This is a genomic window from Geotalea daltonii FRC-32, assembly GCF_000022265.1.
In the GTDB taxonomy this organism is placed as follows: domain Bacteria; phylum Desulfobacterota; class Desulfuromonadia; order Geobacterales; family Geobacteraceae; genus Geotalea; species Geotalea daltonii.
Window position 1 is genome coordinate 652,758 of record NC_011979.1, and the last position, 17,926, is coordinate 670,683.

The 17,926-nt window shown below is 46.5% G+C and carries 25 protein-coding genes and 1 pseudogene; 18 read left to right on the forward strand and 8 right to left on the reverse strand.

What is annotated here, in order from left to right; genetic code table 11:
* The first annotated feature begins 57 nt into the window (after positions 1-57).
* From GEOB_RS02870 to GEOB_RS02890, 6 genes are all read left to right on the forward strand, one after another.
* Entirely contained in the window at positions 58-1,347 is a 1,290-nt protein-coding gene (locus GEOB_RS02870) for an HD domain-containing protein (RefSeq protein ID WP_012645674.1), read from the forward strand.
* A 1-nt stretch (position 1,348) separates the two neighbouring features.
* A complete protein-coding gene (locus GEOB_RS02875) occupies positions 1,349-1,882 on the forward strand; it encodes a hypothetical protein (RefSeq protein ID WP_012645675.1) in 534 nt (177 codons plus the stop codon).
* Positions 1,883-1,887: 5 nt separating this feature from the next.
* Positions 1,888-2,301 (forward strand): cytidine deaminase, encoded by a 414-nt coding sequence (cdd, locus tag GEOB_RS19630; protein ID WP_012645676.1) that lies wholly within the window; start codon positions 1,888-1,890, stop codon positions 2,299-2,301.
* On the forward strand, positions 2,291-2,572 hold the full coding sequence (locus tag GEOB_RS02880) for a hypothetical protein (RefSeq protein ID WP_041267045.1): 282 nt from the start codon (positions 2,291-2,293) through the stop codon (positions 2,570-2,572). The genes cdd and GEOB_RS02880 overlap by 11 nt, the downstream gene beginning before the upstream one ends.
* Before the next feature lie 92 nt (positions 2,573-2,664).
* Positions 2,665-3,192, forward strand: a complete 528-nt coding sequence (locus GEOB_RS02885) for a phospholipase D family nuclease (protein WP_012645677.1) — start codon at positions 2,665-2,667, stop codon at positions 3,190-3,192.
* Between the two features lie 85 nt (positions 3,193-3,277).
* On the forward strand, positions 3,278-4,180 hold the full coding sequence (locus GEOB_RS02890; protein WP_012645678.1) for a DNA-methyltransferase: 903 nt from the start codon (positions 3,278-3,280) through the stop codon (positions 4,178-4,180).
* Here the strand turns inward: GEOB_RS02890 and GEOB_RS02895 are convergent.
* The gene (locus GEOB_RS02895; protein WP_012645679.1) at positions 4,177-4,926 is read right to left on the reverse strand and encodes a hypothetical protein; all 750 of its coding nucleotides are present in this window, start codon (positions 4,924-4,926) and stop codon (positions 4,177-4,179) included. The genes GEOB_RS02890 and GEOB_RS02895 overlap by 4 nt on opposite strands.
* A 189-nt stretch (positions 4,927-5,115) precedes the next feature.
* On the opposite strand from GEOB_RS02895, the gene GEOB_RS02900 reads away from it, so the two are divergent.
* The 6 genes from GEOB_RS02900 to GEOB_RS02925 all read left to right on the forward strand — a co-directional run bounded on the left by GEOB_RS02900 (position 5,116) and on the right by GEOB_RS02925 (position 8,152).
* The gene (locus GEOB_RS02900) at positions 5,116-5,424 is read left to right on the forward strand and encodes a helix-turn-helix domain-containing protein (protein WP_012645680.1); all 309 of its coding nucleotides are present in this window, start codon (positions 5,116-5,118) and stop codon (positions 5,422-5,424) included.
* A gap of 2 nt (positions 5,425-5,426) precedes the next feature.
* Positions 5,427-6,116, forward strand: a complete 690-nt coding sequence (locus GEOB_RS02905) for an ImmA/IrrE family metallo-endopeptidase (RefSeq protein ID WP_012645681.1) — start codon at positions 5,427-5,429, stop codon at positions 6,114-6,116.
* Positions 6,117-6,223: 107 nt separating this feature from the next.
* Entirely contained in the window at positions 6,224-6,481 is a 258-nt protein-coding gene (locus GEOB_RS02910; RefSeq protein WP_012645682.1) for a multiubiquitin domain-containing protein, read from the forward strand.
* Between the two features lie 12 nt (positions 6,482-6,493).
* Positions 6,494-6,838: a hypothetical protein gene (locus GEOB_RS02915; protein WP_012645683.1), complete on the forward strand. Its 345-nt coding sequence runs from the start codon at positions 6,494-6,496 to the stop codon at positions 6,836-6,838.
* Positions 6,832-7,353, forward strand: coding sequence for a hypothetical protein (locus GEOB_RS02920; RefSeq protein ID WP_012645684.1), 522 nt, complete (start codon positions 6,832-6,834; stop codon positions 7,351-7,353). Before GEOB_RS02915 ends, GEOB_RS02920 begins: the two co-directional genes overlap by 7 nt.
* Positions 7,346-8,152, forward strand: a complete 807-nt coding sequence (locus GEOB_RS02925; protein WP_012645685.1) for a HesA/MoeB/ThiF family protein — start codon at positions 7,346-7,348, stop codon at positions 8,150-8,152. The genes GEOB_RS02920 and GEOB_RS02925 overlap by 8 nt, the downstream gene beginning before the upstream one ends.
* On the opposite strand, the gene GEOB_RS02930 is transcribed toward GEOB_RS02925, so the two are convergent.
* Positions 8,139-8,828, reverse strand: coding sequence for a hypothetical protein (locus tag GEOB_RS02930; RefSeq protein ID WP_012645686.1), 690 nt, complete (start codon positions 8,826-8,828; stop codon positions 8,139-8,141). The genes GEOB_RS02925 and GEOB_RS02930 overlap by 14 nt on opposite strands.
* Positions 8,825-9,457, reverse strand: a complete 633-nt coding sequence (locus GEOB_RS02935; RefSeq protein ID WP_012645687.1) for a recombinase family protein — start codon at positions 9,455-9,457, stop codon at positions 8,825-8,827. The genes GEOB_RS02930 and GEOB_RS02935 overlap by 4 nt, the downstream gene beginning before the upstream one ends.
* A gap of 311 nt (positions 9,458-9,768) precedes the next feature.
* Between GEOB_RS02935 and GEOB_RS02940 the strand changes: the two genes are divergently transcribed.
* From GEOB_RS02940 to GEOB_RS20070, 4 genes are all read left to right on the forward strand, one after another.
* On the forward strand, positions 9,769-10,443 hold the full coding sequence (locus tag GEOB_RS02940; RefSeq protein WP_012645688.1) for a hypothetical protein: 675 nt from the start codon (positions 9,769-9,771) through the stop codon (positions 10,441-10,443).
* An 88-nt stretch (positions 10,444-10,531) separates the two neighbouring features.
* Positions 10,532-11,227, forward strand: coding sequence for a hypothetical protein (locus GEOB_RS02945; RefSeq protein WP_012645689.1), 696 nt, complete (start codon positions 10,532-10,534; stop codon positions 11,225-11,227).
* A gap of 278 nt (positions 11,228-11,505) precedes the next feature.
* Entirely contained in the window at positions 11,506-12,015 is a 510-nt protein-coding gene (locus tag GEOB_RS02950) for a hypothetical protein (RefSeq protein WP_012645690.1), read from the forward strand.
* A 12-nt stretch (positions 12,016-12,027) separates the two neighbouring features.
* Positions 12,028-12,192, forward strand: a complete 165-nt coding sequence (locus tag GEOB_RS20070) for a hypothetical protein (protein WP_012645691.1) — start codon at positions 12,028-12,030, stop codon at positions 12,190-12,192.
* A 44-nt stretch (positions 12,193-12,236) separates the two neighbouring features.
* Here GEOB_RS20070 and GEOB_RS02955 read toward each other — a convergent pair whose 3' ends face one another.
* Positions 12,237-12,557, reverse strand: a complete 321-nt coding sequence (locus tag GEOB_RS02955) for a helix-turn-helix domain-containing protein (protein ID WP_012645692.1) — start codon at positions 12,555-12,557, stop codon at positions 12,237-12,239.
* A gap of 220 nt (positions 12,558-12,777) precedes the next feature.
* Here GEOB_RS02955 and GEOB_RS02960 point away from each other — a divergent pair, with 220 nt between their 5' ends.
* Entirely contained in the window at positions 12,778-13,512 is a 735-nt protein-coding gene (locus GEOB_RS02960; RefSeq protein ID WP_012645693.1) for a hypothetical protein, read from the forward strand.
* Positions 13,513-13,522: 10 nt separating this feature from the next.
* Positions 13,523-13,942 carry a hypothetical protein gene (locus GEOB_RS02965; RefSeq protein ID WP_012645694.1) on the forward strand — a complete coding sequence of 140 codons (420 nt, stop codon included), beginning with the start codon at positions 13,523-13,525 and terminating at the stop codon, positions 13,940-13,942.
* Between the two features lie 49 nt (positions 13,943-13,991).
* On the opposite strand, the gene GEOB_RS02970 is transcribed toward GEOB_RS02965, so the two are convergent.
* The 4 genes and pseudogenes from GEOB_RS02970 to GEOB_RS02985 all read right to left on the reverse strand — a co-directional run bounded on the left by GEOB_RS02970 (position 13,992) and on the right by GEOB_RS02985 (position 17,688).
* Positions 13,992-14,411 (reverse strand): hypothetical protein, encoded by a 420-nt coding sequence (locus GEOB_RS02970; protein WP_012645695.1) that lies wholly within the window; start codon positions 14,409-14,411, stop codon positions 13,992-13,994.
* Between the two features lie 66 nt (positions 14,412-14,477).
* Positions 14,478-16,337 carry a recombinase family protein gene (locus GEOB_RS02975; protein ID WP_012645696.1) on the reverse strand — a complete coding sequence of 620 codons (1,860 nt, stop codon included), beginning with the start codon at positions 16,335-16,337 and terminating at the stop codon, positions 14,478-14,480.
* A 68-nt stretch (positions 16,338-16,405) separates the two neighbouring features.
* Positions 16,406-16,867 (reverse strand): annotated as a pseudogene (locus GEOB_RS02980) (UPF0758 domain-containing protein); the annotation flags it as partial.
* An 8-nt stretch (positions 16,868-16,875) separates the two neighbouring features.
* Positions 16,876-17,688, reverse strand: coding sequence for an undecaprenyl-diphosphate phosphatase (locus tag GEOB_RS02985; protein ID WP_012645697.1), 813 nt, complete (start codon positions 17,686-17,688; stop codon positions 16,876-16,878).
* Positions 17,689-17,926 lie beyond the last annotated feature (238 nt).

Sequence of the window (17,926 nt, forward strand, 5' to 3'; positions counted from 1 at the left end):
ATTGTGGCATACTGCTTCGCCAATTTAAAATGGTCATTCTTGCGAGCAAGGTCAACAATGCCACAGTTTTTCGAAATTCGCGACCCTATTCATGGCTTCGTAAAGATTACGGAGTGGGAACGGGACATCATTAATCAACCTGCCTTTCAACGGCTACGCAGGATTAAGCAACTTGCGTGGACCGACATGACATATCCTGGTGCTACACATTCTCGATTCGAACATTCACTGGGGGTTATGCATGTAGTGACAATGCTCTTTGATTCGATCTGCGAGAGACAGCACGATTTTCTTTCCAGTCGTGAATTGCGGTATACAGTAGGTTCGTTGGAAAGGCTTCGCTGTCTCGTTCGATTAGCGGCTCTCTTACATGACATCGGTCATCCACCTTATTCGCATGCTGCCGAAGAAACTTTTCCGATTGATCCTGAAACTAATGAGCCGTACCCCCATGAAGAGTATTCTGCTGCTATAGTTAAATTTGAACTTGCAGACGTTATTGAAAATCATCCTTCGAACCATTTTCGCTTTAAAGTAGGTGATGTCACCGCTTTTTTCACAAATGGAGCATGTAGAGAATGCTTGTTGTGGAAAGACCTTCTGTCTAGCCAAATGGATGGTGACAGAATGGACTACCTCTTGCGAGATTCGCATCACGCTGGAGTGAATTATGGCAAGTATGACCTAAACCGAATTGTAGCGACCATACGTCTTATAGAACGCCCCGACTCTGATGGCTACACCATGGGCATTGATGAGGATGGAATTCATGCAGCTGAGGGCTTAATTCTTGCACGGTACATGATGTTTACACAGTTATATTTCCACAAGACGAGGGTCATTTACGACTACCATCTTGTAGAGGCCTTGAAGGAAATATTGACCGAATGTGGAGGTCATTTCCCTTTGCCAACAAGTGCCGACGACATTAAAGAATACTTGAAATGGGACGATTGGAGAGTTGGTGGAGCAATATCAGAAGGTAAAGGCGGCACCCATGGGCAGATCTTAAAAAATCGCCATCACTTCAGATTGTTGCATCAGACATCTGAAATACCTTCTATCCCAGAACTTGAAGACATTGATCGGCTTGAAGGTGTGTTGGCACCATTAGGAGCCATTAGGAAAAACGCCGAAAAGTCCTGGTACAAATTCAAGCAGCTGAATGACGAAATCCTTGTTCTGTCGAACTCCGGAAGTGCCAGATCGTCTGTTCTGCCTCTTTCCGTAAGATCGCCAGTAGTACAAGGTTTGAAGTCCGTCAACCAAAGCAGAATATACGTGCCCATCGATAAACGAGATGAGGCAATTGAGATTCTAAAAAGACAACAAGGGGAGGGGACCTGAGATGAGCGGAACTCCATGGAAAGATTACGGTCTGATTTCCTATATTTCACAAAATGTAACTGATTTAGGGAAAACGAAATTACACAAGTTGGTCTATCTCATCAAAGAGGTAGGCAAGGTGCCGGTTGGCTTTAATTTTCGCTTTTACAATTATGGCCCCTACTCGGACAATCTTGCTGAGACACTGGATTTTGTAACTTCTTTGCAGGGCGTTAAGATGAATTATGATTCCACTGCAAATATGTATGAGATCTCTGCAGGCGAAAATGCAGCAAAGCTTGTTGAAAAAGCGACTGCTGAACTGGAACCGAATAAACCTACAATTGATGGAATTCTGACTGCTTATGGAAACAAAACAGCTAAAGAACTAGAACTGATAACGACCATACTGTATGCAAATAAGAATTATGAAGCTAAATCCGTTGAAGCCTTAACTCACACAACTAAAAATTTAAAGCCGAAGTTTAGCCTCACAGAAATTAGAGCATCCATTGGTCAATTACAAGCATCTGACTTGCTTTCTTTAACACAATAATTGAAATGCTCAATTCATCGGATACAACTTATCTGAGTCTGCTTGAAAAGGCAGACTCAGCAAGGGAAAATGCTTACTGCGCTTATTCCAATTTCAAAGTTGGCGCGGCTCTGTTAACCAAGTCTGGTAACATTATTTTTGGGTCTAACGTTGAAAATGCCTCATATGGACTAACAAACTGTGCAGAAAGATCTGCAATCTTTGCAGCGATATCACGAGGTATTAAGCCTCAGGAAATTGATGCCATAGCTATTAGTGCAACAGGTGAAAACTTTTCTCCTTGTGGTGCTTGTAGACAGGTTATTTTTGAAATGGGGTCTCAAATAGCTGTAATTTTCAGGTTTAACGGTAAAGTTGTAATTGAACGCATTAGCGACCTGCTCCCGTACAGTTTCACGATAACTATCAATGGCCAATAACCTCTTTATTTCATACGACCTTATGAATCCCGGTCAGAATTATGACACTGTCATTGATGCCATAAAACTATTAGGCGCTTGGGCTAAAATCCATCAATCATTTTGGTATGTTAGCTCAAATTTTTCGGCCAAGGATGCGGCTGAACAGGTATGGCGGACCATGGATAGCAATGATAAGTTGCTTGTTGTAAACTCTTCCACCAACGATGCTTATTGGTATAACCTTCCCGGTAACGTTTCCGAACACATCCAACAACACTGGCGTGGATAGCTTTCCTTCGCTCGACTTGCGCTGTCGGCTCGCTGTCCGCGGGTTGAAGAACTCCCTCAGATGAATGATGTTAGAACCCAATAGGAATGGTAATGCGTCCCATAATATGCGTCACCTGGCTGGTTGCTCTTTGTTTCATGCCAGTATATGCTGCACCAATTCCCGCAAATGGTACTGTTGAAGCATTTTTTAGCCCGACCGGTGGTTGCACAGAATCCATCATCCGCGAAATCAATGGTGCACAGTCGGAAGTCTTGATTCAGGCTTACTCGTTTACATCTGCTCCGATAGCCAAAGCTATAATTGCCGCAAAGAGGCGGGGGGTCAAAATCGAGGCTGTACTGGACAAAAGCCAGCGGTCGGCGAAGTATACTGCGGCAACATTTCTCACAAATGCCGGTATTCCACTGTTGATAGATGATCACCATGCCATAGCACACAACAAAATTATCATCATAGACCGGAATACGTTGATTACCGGCAGCTTCAACTTTACCAAGGCAGCGGAGGAAAAGAACGCTGAGAACCTTTTAGTCATTAAAAACAACCAACCCCTTATATTGCAATACCTTCAGAACTTCGAACGTCATAGAACCCACTCAGAGCCTTACAAGCGCTAGATTACCTTCATTCCGAAGATATCTATTGCTCAGATATGAGAAAAAGTAATAAAATTCGAATACCTATGCTACAAGGATATGAAAGATGCATATGATTGAAGCGGTTGAAACTATTCAGAATCAACCGGCAATAGACTATAATGTACCGGTAAACATTGTTACGGGAGACGTGCGTCAACGCCTGTCCGAGCTTCCCGAAAAAATGTTCCGTTGCTGTGTTACCAGTCCACCGTATTGGGGCCTTCGCGACTACGGAGCCGAAGATCAAATCGGCTCTGAGATGACAGTTGAAGAATACATAAGTGACCTGACAGCTGTATTCCGCGAAGTTCGAAGGGTTCTGGCCGATGATGGCACCTTTTGGCTCAATATTGGAGATTCATACACAAGTGGTAACCGGACTTGGCGTGATCCTGATAAAAAAAATCCTGCTAGGGGCATGACATATCGTGCACCAACCCCAGAGGGTTTGAAGCCGAAAGATTTAATCGGCATCCCCTGGAAACTCGCATTTGCGTTGCAATTAGATGGCTGGTATCTCCGGTCTGACATTATCTGGAATAAACCAAACTGCCAACCAGAGTCTGTCAAAGACCGCCCCACTCGGTCACATGAATATGTGTTTTTGTTGACGAAATCCGAAAAGTACTTTTACAATTGGGAAGCTGTTCGGGAGCCTGCAAAAACAACAAAGCATTATCGGAGCAAACGGACGGTATGGGATATCAATACTGAACCCTTCAGTGAGGCTCATTTTGCGGTATTTCCGCCTGGACTCGTTGAACCCTGCTTGATGGCTGGCTCAGAGCCTGGCGATTTTATTCTGGACCCATTTTTTGGGTCAGGGACTGTCGGGGTGGTGTGCTTGAGGTTAGGAAGGAAGTGCGTTGGTGTTGAACTGAAACCAGAATATGTCGAAATTGCAAAAAAACGACTTCAGCCTGAAGCTAATCTATTCCTACCACAAGAAGTAATAAGAGTAGCTTAACAAGCGAACTTCCATTCGCCATGGACTGTACACAAGCCTTTGCGTAAGTTTTTGATTTGCAATTTTCTCTCGCCGCCACCGTCGAAGTATAATTCAAAGACTAATTCTCCATCCTCGAAGACTCGACAGTAACCTGGTTTTGGAAATTGGGTGCTGTCGTTGCACATTTCAAAGCTGCCATTTGCGGCTTTTTGCAACAAAGACTTTGGTATTTCAACTAATTCGTAATGCCAATCTTTTGGTGTCCGAGACAAAGTGCGTAGAGTGAAAATCCGCTGGTAGGCAGCCATATGCCTAAAAAAGCTATCTCGTAATCCATGCAAATCCTCAACCTTATCTCCCCAAACACCTTTACCAAGTTCCATGAACTTCGATATATGGACTTTGTCCACCTTCAGGCTCCGGTCTGCTTGCGTCTTTAGGGACACCGGTATGCCCATTATAGTGATATCATGTCCTGGATTGCACTTATCTGCCAGCTTGGCAGAAACCCCACACCGACTTAAGGCTTGCTCCATGGCGTATTCAAATTTATCCTTGCTAAATGCATCCTTGGATAAGCAATGGTGAATGCGCAAGATGTCCCCAAACGCCTCAAGAAAATCTTCTGAAACGATATCAGAAACAGGATTCCTCCAATATGTGCCAGGTGTTGTCAACCTGCATGCAATACTTTGAATGCACTCAATTTGCTGCTGGGAAAGTCCAGGAAGAGCACTGGAGAGAGTGTTAAGGCAGATTGGCATATGCTTCTCCCATCAATACAAATGATGCGGAGTATACGCCGCCATAGAGTTCTTGTCAACCTACTGAATTGTGGGACATTTTTCCTGTCGAACAGTTTTTGCGCCGATAATATAAGCATTGACAAGAGGCAAAAAGCACATTAAACTAATCAGCTAATTAGCGTACTAGCAGTTTGGGGGTTAATGCGGATGCAGTCAAAAAATGTCAGCTTTGGAACTTATATAGCCGAAGTACGCAAGGCAAAGACGATGAGTCAGAAGGAAGTTGCTGCAAAGCTGGATATTTCCCCGCAATACCTGAACGATATTGAACATGATAAACGGTCCCCATCCTCTCCGCAGCTTATTGATCTTCTTGCTACTACACTTGAAATAAGTGCTGATTATTTGTCATATTTGGCTGGTAGAATCCCTGAAGAAGTCAAGGAGAGAAAACTTGACCCAGTCACCTTCGAAAAAGCCATGGTTGCATTTCGTAAAGCAACGGAGAAAAAGTAGCCATGCCGAAAATGGTTCGCGACATAACTGGTAAGTTCAATCAACGGCCACATTACGAACCGCGCGAACTTGATATGGAATGTGAGAAAATTATCTGTGATTTTCTCCGCACCCTTTACGGCCAAGTCTCATTTCCTGTCTCAACCGATGATCTAACCAAACTCGTTGAAAAATTTGCATCTTCCTTCGATCAGTACGCTGATCTTTCAGAATATGGTGCTAACGTTGATGGCCTCACCGAGTTTTACGCGAAGGGAAAGCCGAAAGTTTCGGTTGCGGCAAGGCTTTCCGAATCTTCTACATACGAGAATCGGTTCAGGACAACCATGACGCATGAACTGTTTCACGCAATTTTCCATGACTATCTCTATAAAATGGAACTGGTTTCTCCAGCGTCAAAGAATGGTGCCTTGCAAATTTGCAAGCGTGACGACATCATGTCCAAGTCAAAAGCCTCCGGTGCCACCGACTGGATGGAGTGGCAAGCGGGTTATGCTTGTGGAGCGTTCTTGATGCCTGCCTCTTTTCTTAAAAAGACCGTTGAGGCATACTGCACCGTGGCGAACGTGACAAACCCGATAAGTCAATCAAATCCTCGAAGCGATGAACTCATTGAAGCGGTTATGTCCGCTTTTCAGGTCTCAAAAGACGCTGCACGGGTCCGGTTGTTGGTTACAAACCACCTGCAATAACAACTGCTTAAAAAGCGAGAAAAAATATTCTTGCTTTTTTTGTTCTCCTCAGATACGCTGATTAGCGTATCAGCAGATACACAAATTTCCCGAAGGAGAACAAACCGATGGAGCGAGAAAAGGATCAGCAGCACGACGACCACGGCAAGGAGAATGTAACCATCACGATTGACGATAATCCGTGGACGGTACACCGAGGGCACCATACCGTTGCAGAGCTTAAGACGCTGGCGGGAGTCCCTCTAGCCTATGACCTCGACAGGGTAATCGACGGCAAGTTTGAGCCATTGCCCGACGATGGGGGTGTCACCATCAAAGGAGGCGAAATCTTCATCAGCCACGTAAAAGACGGCTCGTCGTCCTGAAGGAGGCTCCACATGGATTTTCCACAGGAACAAATCGATGAAATGAAGGCAACGTTTCCCGGTATCAGCCACTCAGAGGAAGGCGGATTCGATTTCTTCTTCATACCGGGACTGAAACTGCCGTCGTCCTGTTCGCCGGAATCAGTTGACGTTCTTTTCTGCCCGAACCAGCGAGGAGGGTATAACTCGCGTTTGTACTTTGCTTCAATGGTCCAGTCCGGAAAGGCCCTTAATTGGAACGGTCAGAACGAATTCATCCTGGGCCGTCGGTGGTTTGCCTTTTCATGGCAGTTGCCACCCGCAGAAAGACGTCTTTCGCAGATGGTTGCGCTACACCTGAGAGGATTAATATGCTGATTCACGTCAAGATGACCAGGCATGTTTACGAGAAAATGCGGGCGGACCTGAACCGCCCGCATGATTTCGCCTACGAACGAGTGGGATTCATCTTTGCCCGGAAAGACACCGCCGACAAAGACGCAATCCTGCTTCTTGCGACGGAATATTACCCCGTGCCGGATGTTCATTACATCGATGACCCGAAAGTCGGGGCAAAGATCAACTCTTCGGCAATCCGCAGCGTTATGGAAAGAGCTTACTCCTCAAAAGAGTGTATATTGCACGTCCATCAACATGACCATTCGGGCGCGCCGCGCTTTAGCCGGCTTGATCGGCTGGAATACAACAAGATGATACCGTCTTTCCACAATATCGGAGGGGGAGCAATTCACGGTGCTCTGGTGTTCAGTCTGGACAATGCCGTTGGCTTAGTCTGGACATCAAAACACGATTCGCCCGAACCGGTCAGAAAACTAACCATTGTCGGCTATCCCATAGAGACGCTAAAGCCGGGGGCAGGATTATATGTGTGACGACAGATACGACAGGCAGTCCTTTTTGGGAGAGAATTCACAGGCTAAGATTGCAGCATGTACCGTCGGGATCATTGGCCTTGGTGGTGGCGGGTCGCATGTAGCCCAACAGCTTGCGCATGTGGGATTTCAGAAATATGTTCTGTATGACCCGGACATGCCGGAAGACTCGAACCTCAATCGGCTAATTGGCGCAACGGTTAGGGACGTAAAAAATAAAGTTCCAAAGGTCCAAATCGCCAGAAGGGTCATACGCGGACTACAGCCGAGGGCTAAAATCCAAATGATAAGGGAGCGCTGGCAAGACAACCCACTCCCGCTCGGGAACTGTGACATCATTGTCGGTTGTGTGGATGGATATAAAGGGCGACATGAGTTGGAAACTTTTTCCCGCCGCCACCTCATGCCGTACATCGACATCGGAATTGATGTGGTTCAGGTTGATCCCCAACCGCCAGTCTTAAGCGGTCAGGTGATTGCATCTCTTCCCGGTGGTCCGTGTATGTGGTGCTTGGGTTTCTTAACGGAAAAGAAACTCGCCGCCGAAGCGAAAAAGTATGGCGACGCGGGGCACAATCCGCAGGTGGTTTGGGCGAATGGGGTGGTTGCCTCTGCCGCAGTTGGTATTGCGGTCGATTTAGTGACGGGGTGGACTGGATCGGCTCAAGATGTTGTTTACTTGTCGTATGAGGGCAATTCAGGATTGGTGCTACCGCACAAGCGATTGACTGTCGTGGATAGGTCATGTCAGCATTTCCCGCATGATCAGGTGGGAGAGGCAAGGTTTATTCCACTGTAGCCATCGAATACTCAACATTGCCTAACAGGTAGGCATAACTGATCTTACCTTTCTTTGAGTCTATCCTTTCTTGGACGATTGCTTTGTCGATGCCGATAATCATACCCTTTCTGATCTTTCCCCCCTGTAGGATGGCCCAATAATAGATATCTTCATATAATTTGGTTCTGGATATTTCCAAATCGCTCTTGGCAAGTGCCTCAAGCATCTTTTCAACAGCGTAATTCTTCTTTACATACCGTTTTAGGGCAACCAATCTTTTCAGAAAATCGTCCTCTCTCTTGATGCGCCTATTAACTGTCTCAAGCTGGCGATTTGTATACCTCGTCAGGTCAATGCCAGTACGCTTTTTAACCTGTGCATCTGAACCATAAGACAGTCTTTGGTAGAATATATTCCTGGCCTGCGATAATTCATCCTTCGCTAGGTAAAACTCTGGCGATAACTTGTTAATATAATTAAATAACTTCATTGAGTAATGCAGCATGCGGCATTCGTTTATGTCGTACTCATATGCCCGAGAACATAACAGTGCGAGTAGTGGCCTCCAGTACATGGGGTCAGAATTGGTCTTGATTATTTCGAACGTAATGTAAAACCATTGTCGCCTGAGGCTTGGTTCCGCAGCGCTCAACTCCTCTTTCGTCATATTGTCGTGGTTCATGACTATGGTCATGATGCTCTTCCAATGTCGTGGTCACGCAACTTGCGCGAATGGATAAAGTTGTAGACTGTCCCCCGTGAGACTTCAAAGATTTTTGAAATTGACGCCATCGAAACCTTTTTACGTAGCAACTCCCTGATCTGCTCCTCTACCCCATCCAGCTTGCTTGCGCTTGTCCGGCCTTTCGGCCTGCCAATTTTCACCCCTGCCGCTTTCTTTGCCTCCAGTGCTCTTTTTGTTCGCTCAGATATTAAATCCCTTTCCAGTTCAGCGAACAGCGAAAATAACGTGACCATGACCTTGCTTTGGACATTCCCGTTGCCACTCACCGTCATGTTCTGTTTGATAGCTATGAGCGCCACCCCCATTTCCGTCAACTGCTTAACAATGTTCAGTACCTCAACGGTGCTTCTGCCGATCCGTGAAAGCTCAGAGACTATGACGGAATCACCCGGATTCAAACGCTGTAGCAGGTGGTCAATCATCCTTTCGCCGCTACCCTTCCTGCTAGACATCTCGACCTCAATAAAATGATCGACCCGTAATCCATTTCGCTGTGAGTAATCCAGGATTTCGAACCGCTGATTCTTTACGTCCTGGTGGCTGGTACTTACTCTCAGATACGCGAAGGTCTGCCCCATTATCCACCCCCTAGTCATAGTATCCATGAAACTATTCTATATTAATTTTAATGAACATATAAGTCAATGGAATGACTATAGTTTTTTGGAAGGAGGTGCAATATAGAAATCCTTGGTTTTCGTGGAATGGATTTTTCTCGTGAGGGGGAACATTTTTTTGCATGCCTTTGGCGCATTTTTTACGTGGCTAAATTTTCAACATACCAAATTTACAGTATTTCCTGCCAGTTCACCAGGTGAATTTTGTTCATTTTTTAGCATCATAAGTACTGACAGATGTAAAACTAACCGTATTCAGGAGGAGCAGCAAAATGAAAAAGCGTAACGTATCCGTAAGTACCAGCATCCCGGCAGAATTCTTCAGCTTCAGCGATGAAATCGAAGCAGCGGTGGCAGGAGAGGAACCCAAACCAGAGGGGAATGCTAACACCCTCGACAGAGAACAAGAGCAGGAATCGACAACGCCTGCACTTGCTGAGAATGCAGGCTCGCAACTTCTGACCCTGAACCAGCTTCGAGAGCGTCGCGAGCATGAAGGGCTCCGGGCGCATTACTCCGCCAGCATTGACGGTCAGTACATCGTTGCTGACAACAATATCGTAAGCATTTGGGATCAGTCTGGGGGGGATGAGCAGTTACCAGACCTTACCCACAGCCAAACCTTATATTGGGCTGAAATTGACAGCCTACCAATAATTGATGTCTCGGCCTTTTCATATGACTACTATCCGAAGGTACTGGACTACCATTATCGGATTTCGGTCATCATCGCACTATACGATTTGTACATGGACTACTCATGGCAAGTTATGGGTTATTCCAGGAGCCATATGTACTATACCGACTTGCTAAATGGTAAAGAATTCGAAGAACTTAGCTTTTATTTGGCAAGTTACATTGTTGATGATTTCGCAGAGGCTTATGAACGATACGTTGATCGTCAATGTGAGGAATATGTAGCCAAAGAGAATGAGTTTGATGAATAAATTGGCTTCATCTGGGAACTCCCCGGCTCTGCCGGGGTACTTTCCCGTTTGGCAATTGAATAACAACTTAAATCTAGGAGATATCATCATGGAAACTATTGCTGAAATTGTGCAGGGAGCATCCACGGAACACGAAACGGACGAATTTGAACGCTGGCTAGAGAAACTTAGAGCAGACGGAATAAAACGCGAGGCGGAGCATGAAAACTTTCTGTCTGACATTACACTCAGGAAGCTTCAAAATTCGACCGAGGAAGAGCGTCGAGACCAAAGTTTCTTTACTGCAAAAGTCGACAACAAATTCTTTGTCGCTGACAAGAACATCATATCGATTTGGCAAATCATTGGCGAAGGGCAGGTCGAGTATGAAACCGTTAAGTACTGGTCTGAGATCGACGATCTTCCCTTTGCTGACACATCTGGAATCTTCGCAATTCGTTACGCACTACCAGACGAAGTTCATGACTTCCACCAGAAGATCGAAGCTATCTCCGTCTTGTACACACTTGCTAGCCGTACACTCTTCGAATTTGATAAGCGGATGTGGTCAAACCAGGTCAGGCTTAGAAATCGCGACTTCGAGAGGCTAGCACATGAGTTGATTGAGCAGCTGTTAGCCCCTATCCCTCCCGGCTACGAGAAGACGAGGGAATACCGGGAAAACGAAATTCAAGAAGCAACCCACGAGAAGGAGATGGATGACTTTATGGACGTATATGTCAATTGTCGCAGTCTGAGACGAACTGGCTTCAGGATATTCGACTGGGAGGTTCTTGCCGACTAGCAATGAATCGTGACAGGGTGAAGCTCCGTAGCGTCCCTGCGCAGCTTCACCCTCCGATCAGCATGCCTATGTCGCTCATCGCCTCAGGTTGACAGCGGAAATGCACCACGGCTTTACGATGTACGGAGCTATTCTCGGTTTTTGAATCAACTATTATAAATAACACCAGCAACGATGATCCCGTCAGCAATGCCTATGGGCGCTCGTGCTAGAACAGGTAATCCGATAGAACCCCTTGATGCCAGAATAATATCAACAGTACGAAGGACGCTAACCATATGATTTCATTAAACAATCATCCAGAGAAACGAGCATATACCGAGTTCATCCGGCGCAACGGCCCCTTTGCCTACTTCATTACGCTCACGTTCCCAAGATGGCAGACCGTCGATGCTTGTACCCAGCAAATAAATTACCTCATGCACTTTCTGAATAAGAAAATATACGGCAGAAACAGTGGCAGTGAATATCTTGAAGGCTTTTGCTTTTTTGAAAAACACAAGACCTCAGCCAACAATCCTTTACACAGTCACATTCTCATCAAACATGATTCCAGGCTGGATACTGAATCCAAGATTTCCTTTATCGACCACTTCTGGAACATGATAAATAAAGTCCGCGTAGTCAAGACTAACCGTGTAACCGACAAAGAAGCTTTCAATAAGAAATGTTGCGACATCCAGCGCATCTATGACGAAGACAAGCTCATCGACTACGTCACCAAAAGTTTTGAATCAAAATATTTTGATTTCAACAACTTCAGACCGATTGGCCAGCACGGAATCTGAGAGGCAAGAGACATGAAATCCATCTACATTAGCAAGAAGACCGGTCGCAAGAAGTACCGCGTCTGCCTGTACCTGCCGGAAGAAATCATCAAGAAGCTCGACCGCTGGACCGTTCAGAACCGAATCGCCGGAACCACCGGCAAGTCCATAACTCAGATGCTGAATCTGCTGCTGTGAATGTTCCCGATCCCCGAAAAGTTGAAATCAAACCACCCACAGCGTCACTTTTTGAACGCTTTCACTATCCTGTGAATGATTTTCAACTGATCTTCGGTGACACCGCTTAGCATCTCATCTATCTGCTCGATGCTGACTTCCCGCGCCTCGTGATGTGAAAAATCAAACATGTCCTTCATTTCCACGTCGAGCGCTTGCGCGATCTTCTCCATTGCTTCAAGTGACGGCGAACTTCTCCCCACCTCGATGAAACTAACATACTTCGGATCGACGCCAATCTGCTCCGCAAGCTTCTCCTGAGTCATCTTCCTCAGCTTGCGGAGTTCCTTTATCCGCGCTCCAAGCAACTCCTTTGTTGTTTTCATTAAGCCTCCAAAATGACTGTATTTTCAGCCATTTCGCAGCGCTTTATAACTAACGGAAACTTAGCAAATTATTGACATTGCTAACCAACTGTTATACTCAGCTAACTGTAAGTTAGTATTTTTAAAAAAAATCACTAATGGAAATACCGCTTCTGCCGATCCTAATAATAGCCAGCGCGTGAACGTTGGCGGCGGAACAACATCACTTTGAGGAGGGCGTATGGGTGAATTGAAATTGACAAAAATCGGGTGGCTGTTTCGCATGGTACTTCTCACGGTAATTTTGTCGTTACTGTGCTCATGCTCTAAGAAGCAAGATGCCTTCAAGAATTACAAGCTGAAGTACAAGTCGGGTCAGCCTGAAAAGGCCGTCGCGTCGGGCGGCTCAGTCGCTGACCTGCTCAGCAAGGGCGGTGCTACGTCATACAGCTTACTGGACCAAGACAAGCTGAGATATTACGGCATGGCCGTCTCTACCAATGATTCCAAAATGTACATGGCTAAGGCGGACGTTCAATTCGATGTGACCGGATCGGCAGACACCAAGAATTTACTGGAAAGCTGCAACAAGGAAGTAATCCTAGCGTGCGACAAGGGCGACAAGTCCTGTGACGTTCTAAAAGAAATCGACTCCTGCAAGTTCAATGACAGCGGCATGACGGCAATAAAAGGCCAACTTGAGAAGGTGCAGGGCGAACTGAACTACCAGCTACCGTCAGTTGCCGAGATTGCACAGAGCAACGCTGGTGCCGTGAAGATGGCTGTTGATATTGCGTATGTTCCTGATACTTCGGATGAATATGCTATGAGTCAGAAAGCGCCTGAACTTGCCAGCATTAAGCAGGCAATGCCCAAAGTGAAATTTATCAACCACGGCAAGGACGTGAGTCAGGATATTGCCAACGTCATAAAGTTTTACGATGAAAATAAAGCCAAATTTCAGGCGAACAACTGAGGAGGGTAAGATGCAAACCATCTGTAATTTTAGGATGTTACAAAAGGCAATAGTATCCCTCGTTGCACTTGCTGCAATGCTGATGCTCATTTCTTGTTCTGCTTCGCCACCGGACAGCATGATGCAGAATTACGTGACGATACAGTCGCAGGACGGAAAAGCACTTTACAAATCGGGCGGGTCGCTTAAGGACTTGATGGATTCCTACTGGAGCCCGGTTGCACAATCTAAAATCAAGTGCAGCAAGTCGAGTGGCCTGTACGAATTTTCTTTCAAATCGAAAAGTTATGACAAAGTGGTATTGTCGATAGCTGAGAATGGGGCGTTGAAGAAAGTCGTCTTAGGTGACATGGAAATCAAAGATGACAAGGCCGACGCCATGCACAACGTGGTAATGGGGCTGTTCCAGTTTGAGTCTGTTCAACAGTAGCATTGCAGCATTCTGCTGATAGCTGGCACCTACCCGCGTTGCCAGCTTATCAGCTCGCCATTTCATTTATATTAAAGACTTGTATAACTCCGGCGGCTTCCTCGTCGGAAAGCTCGCGGCATTTTGCATCGTACATCAACATACCTTCCTCCGCCACGTAGGAGAATTGACCCGAGGCCGAGTAATATCTTCCGGCCTGTATGTCTGCTAAAACCTGTTCTTTCTCCGCCGTCGTTTCCGGTGAATACAGCAATTGAACCTTGAATATATGTCCTACGCTGTCCATCGCTGTACCGGTTGCCACGACCTCGCAGTAATCGTCCGGCAGGTCAACCAGCTCTATTACTTCGATGTTCATGAGCTTGACGAAGCAGGTAAGGCTGCTTTCATTCGGAAACAGCTTGAATTCGCTTGCTTTCCCTGTCTCCAAATTGACGATGGAAATTGTTGTAGTGCCGTCACAATCCATAACTATGATCCCCCATGCTGAAGGCTTCTCGGGTCAAATAACATCCCGAGTATTTATCGGCATTGGTCAACCTTGCATGGCTTCTTCGGTTGGTAGTTGATCATCTTCGTCAACTATGAGCGGCTTCATCGGCTTGCCACCCATCAACCAGTCAATCCTAGTCCCTGTCCTGTCGAAAGTGACCTTGTAAGTTCCATCTTCTTTTGAATACTCGAAACGTCGCATGTTACCGTTTTTGAAACGAACTTCGAAATACCTGTCATCTTTGGTATTTTCCTGAGACTTCCGCATTTGAGCGAGAACTAAGTCTCTCTCGTGGCAGAGCATTTCAGCAGTGGCTTGGTCCGAATCCGTGATCTCATCATTGAGTTGCAGTGCTACCTTGATAATCTGCTCATCACTAGCGACCCGTCCGCGCGGATAAACCAATACCTGTTTCACAATCTGTCTAATTTCGTTTCTTAACCGAGTCCGAACCAAAACGCGGTCTTCGTCGCTTGGTGCCGCATCAAAATAGTCCATGAGTTCGGCAATATTTCCGGCTTTGTTATCGGCGTCGTGCATTGAGGCGTTAAGCTCGTTTATTTCTTTCTCACGAACGGCAATTGCGTCCTCTATTGCGGCTTTAGCCTGTAGCAGTTTGCTCAACCTTGTCCTGAAAAATCCCAATTCTAATGTATCGGTTATTTGCGGTAATTCATTTCCGAGCAGCTCAATTTGTCTGTTAATGTCCAGCAGCTCGCCATTTTTTGCCGCAACCTGCTGTGTAAGCTCCGTGAGTCTCTGTTGATCCCGAGTCCCCTCGATTTTCAAAACTGAAATAAAGTCGATTTCCTTACAGTACGATAGAAAGGCACTCTCCAACTCATTGCACTTAAAGGAGATGTAGCTGCATTTGACCCCGCGTCGCGCTTGGTCACATACTAGCAGCCTTGAAATTTCATTTCGGTTCTTGTGCGAGACTATATCCATCCGGGCTCCACAGTACCCGCATTTGGTTATGCCACCGAACAGATTTTGGATTTTAGCAGTCCGACCACTTATATGGGTTCCATTACACAATCTTGCCTGCACTGCAAAATAGACCTCATCTTCGACAATGCGCGGGAAGTAACCGGGAACGGGGCTTCCTTCAGGGACATGCTTTTTGGTGGCGCGATTGTAGATATGTGGCTGATATTCGCCAATGACCGAGCGGCTGGATAAAATTTTTCGAATCGAAGACTGGCACCAGCCTAAAGATGACCTGGGTGGTTGGATTTTCTCATGGTTCAATATCCTAGCGATGGTCTTGATTCCCATGCCTTCATAGGACATTGAGAATATTCGATTTACGATGGCGGCGCGATCATGAATCACTTCAAACCTGTTCTCAGACTTTATCAATCTTAACCATGTCGGACAATTCGCCGTGTACTTTACTTTATCCAGATTCTGGCGTTTGAACCTGTTGGCAGCTCTTATACGCTCTGATTTCCGACAACTCTCCTCGTAGGCACGCGCCATAATAGTCAGTGAAATGATGAGTTTTCCGAAATCGCTATTCAGGTTCTCTCTGGTATATTCCATCCCATCACATAGCGTGACAATTTTGATGTCTTCGCCTACGATGACCTGGAACTGCGCGAAAGCATCTAACACGTTCTCTCTGCTTAGGCGATCAAGGGATTCGACCAAAAGAACAGAACCAGTCGGTATACTGCCCTGTCGAACCAATTCTAAGAATTCACCGAAGTGACCACGCCTTACATGATCGCCCGAATATGCTGACCTACCGAGGTCACGATAAGAAAGCTTGTCGTCGAGGATTAGACCGTGTTCTTCGGCATACTTTTGGGATAGTTCCAGTTGCCGCTCAACGCTGCTGCCATCCGATTGAGAAACATTGGAAAATCTGATGTAAGAAATACAGAGGGGCTTTCCCATTGCCATTCGCCTTGTGCTTGAAATGACTCAGGAAAAATATAACAGGATGGGGTTAAAAGGTATACTCAATTTTGGTTGAGGGAGCCTTCGGAGATTTGGACCCTTTTCAGAATGCGATTTTTGCCGTCGAGAAGCAGGGCAAGAAAGTACTCCTTGCGCTGGTTGCGGAATTCCGGATGAAAATGCTCGAAGACCTGGGTGGGGGAGGTGAATCGCTCCAGGGTTTCGAACCGGCGGGCGCCGAAACGATTGCCTAATTCCAGTGCGGCCTTGACGCAAGCTGCCTTGGCAGGGCCGACCCCCTTTATGCTGCAGATTTCATTGGCTGTTGCATGGGCCAGATTACGCAGATCATCGAACTCGACAAGCATCTGTCTTCCCATGTCAAGGGCGCTCTGGCCGCTGGAGGAATCACCGGTGCCGATGATCAGCGCCAGCAGTTCTGCATCTGACAGAGCAGCAGCTCCCCGTTTCAAAAGTTTTTCCCTGGGCCGCTCATCCTCGGGCCACTGCTTGATTCCCCCTGCCATGATACCTCTCAGCCAAAATTGATGAAAACCAGCGCCAGGCAGCCAATAGCAATCCTGTACCAGACAAAGGGATAAAGAGAGCTGCGCTGCACCATTTTCAGGAGAAAAGCGACACTTATGTAACCGAAAACGGCAGAAGTGGCGATGCCGATGAGAAGTGGCGCCACGTCGGAGGGTGGGATGCCGGTCTTGAGCAGACCACTGAGCTCGAACAGGGCTGCACCAGCCACAATGGGCAGCGATAGCAGGAAAGAAAAACGGGCCGCGGCTTCCCTGTTGAAGCCGAGCAGGAGAGCAGCAGTAATGGTAATGCCTGACCTGGACACACCCGGGATAAGCGCCAGGCATTGGGCCAGGCCGATGATGATCGCCGATTTGAGAGTGATGGCCTCGATCTTCCATTTTTTACTGCCGCTGGTGTCGGCAAAGGCGAGTAACAAGGCAAAAACAATAAGAAACAAGGCGATCAACGACGGACTTTTCCTGAAAAGTTCCTCGATGGTGGTCTCGAACAATTTGCCGACAATGGCTGCCGGAAAGGTGCCGGCGATGATATAGAATGGAAGCCGTCTCGATGTGGGTTGATGCTTCCAGTCGGCCATTCCGGTGAAAAAATCGCTGGCGAGTTCAATTAGATCCCGCCAGAAATAGAGGCAGAGGGCGATGAATGTCCCCAGGTGGAGAGCTACGTCGAAGGTAATTCCAGATTCGGGCCATTTAAGAAAGGTGGGAATAAGGATCAGGTGGGCTGAACTGCTGATTGGCAGGACTTCCGTGAGTCCCTGGACGATACCGAGAATTGTAGCTTGAAACAAATCCATTTGTTGCGTTCTCCTCTTAATTTTTGAAACGATAAGTGATGCGGCGGCCAAAAGCAAGGGAGAAATGGCCCTGTAGGGAGAAGAAAAGCCGAAATTACGGTGGAACGGGAATGAAAAATTCGTATACAATTCCTGTAACAAATTTGTAACATTTAAGTGGGCACTGCTGGAAATTTATGTTATTTACTACGGGTTTTACAAATATCAGGTTCAGGATGTTCTGGGCCGCTCGGAGGTA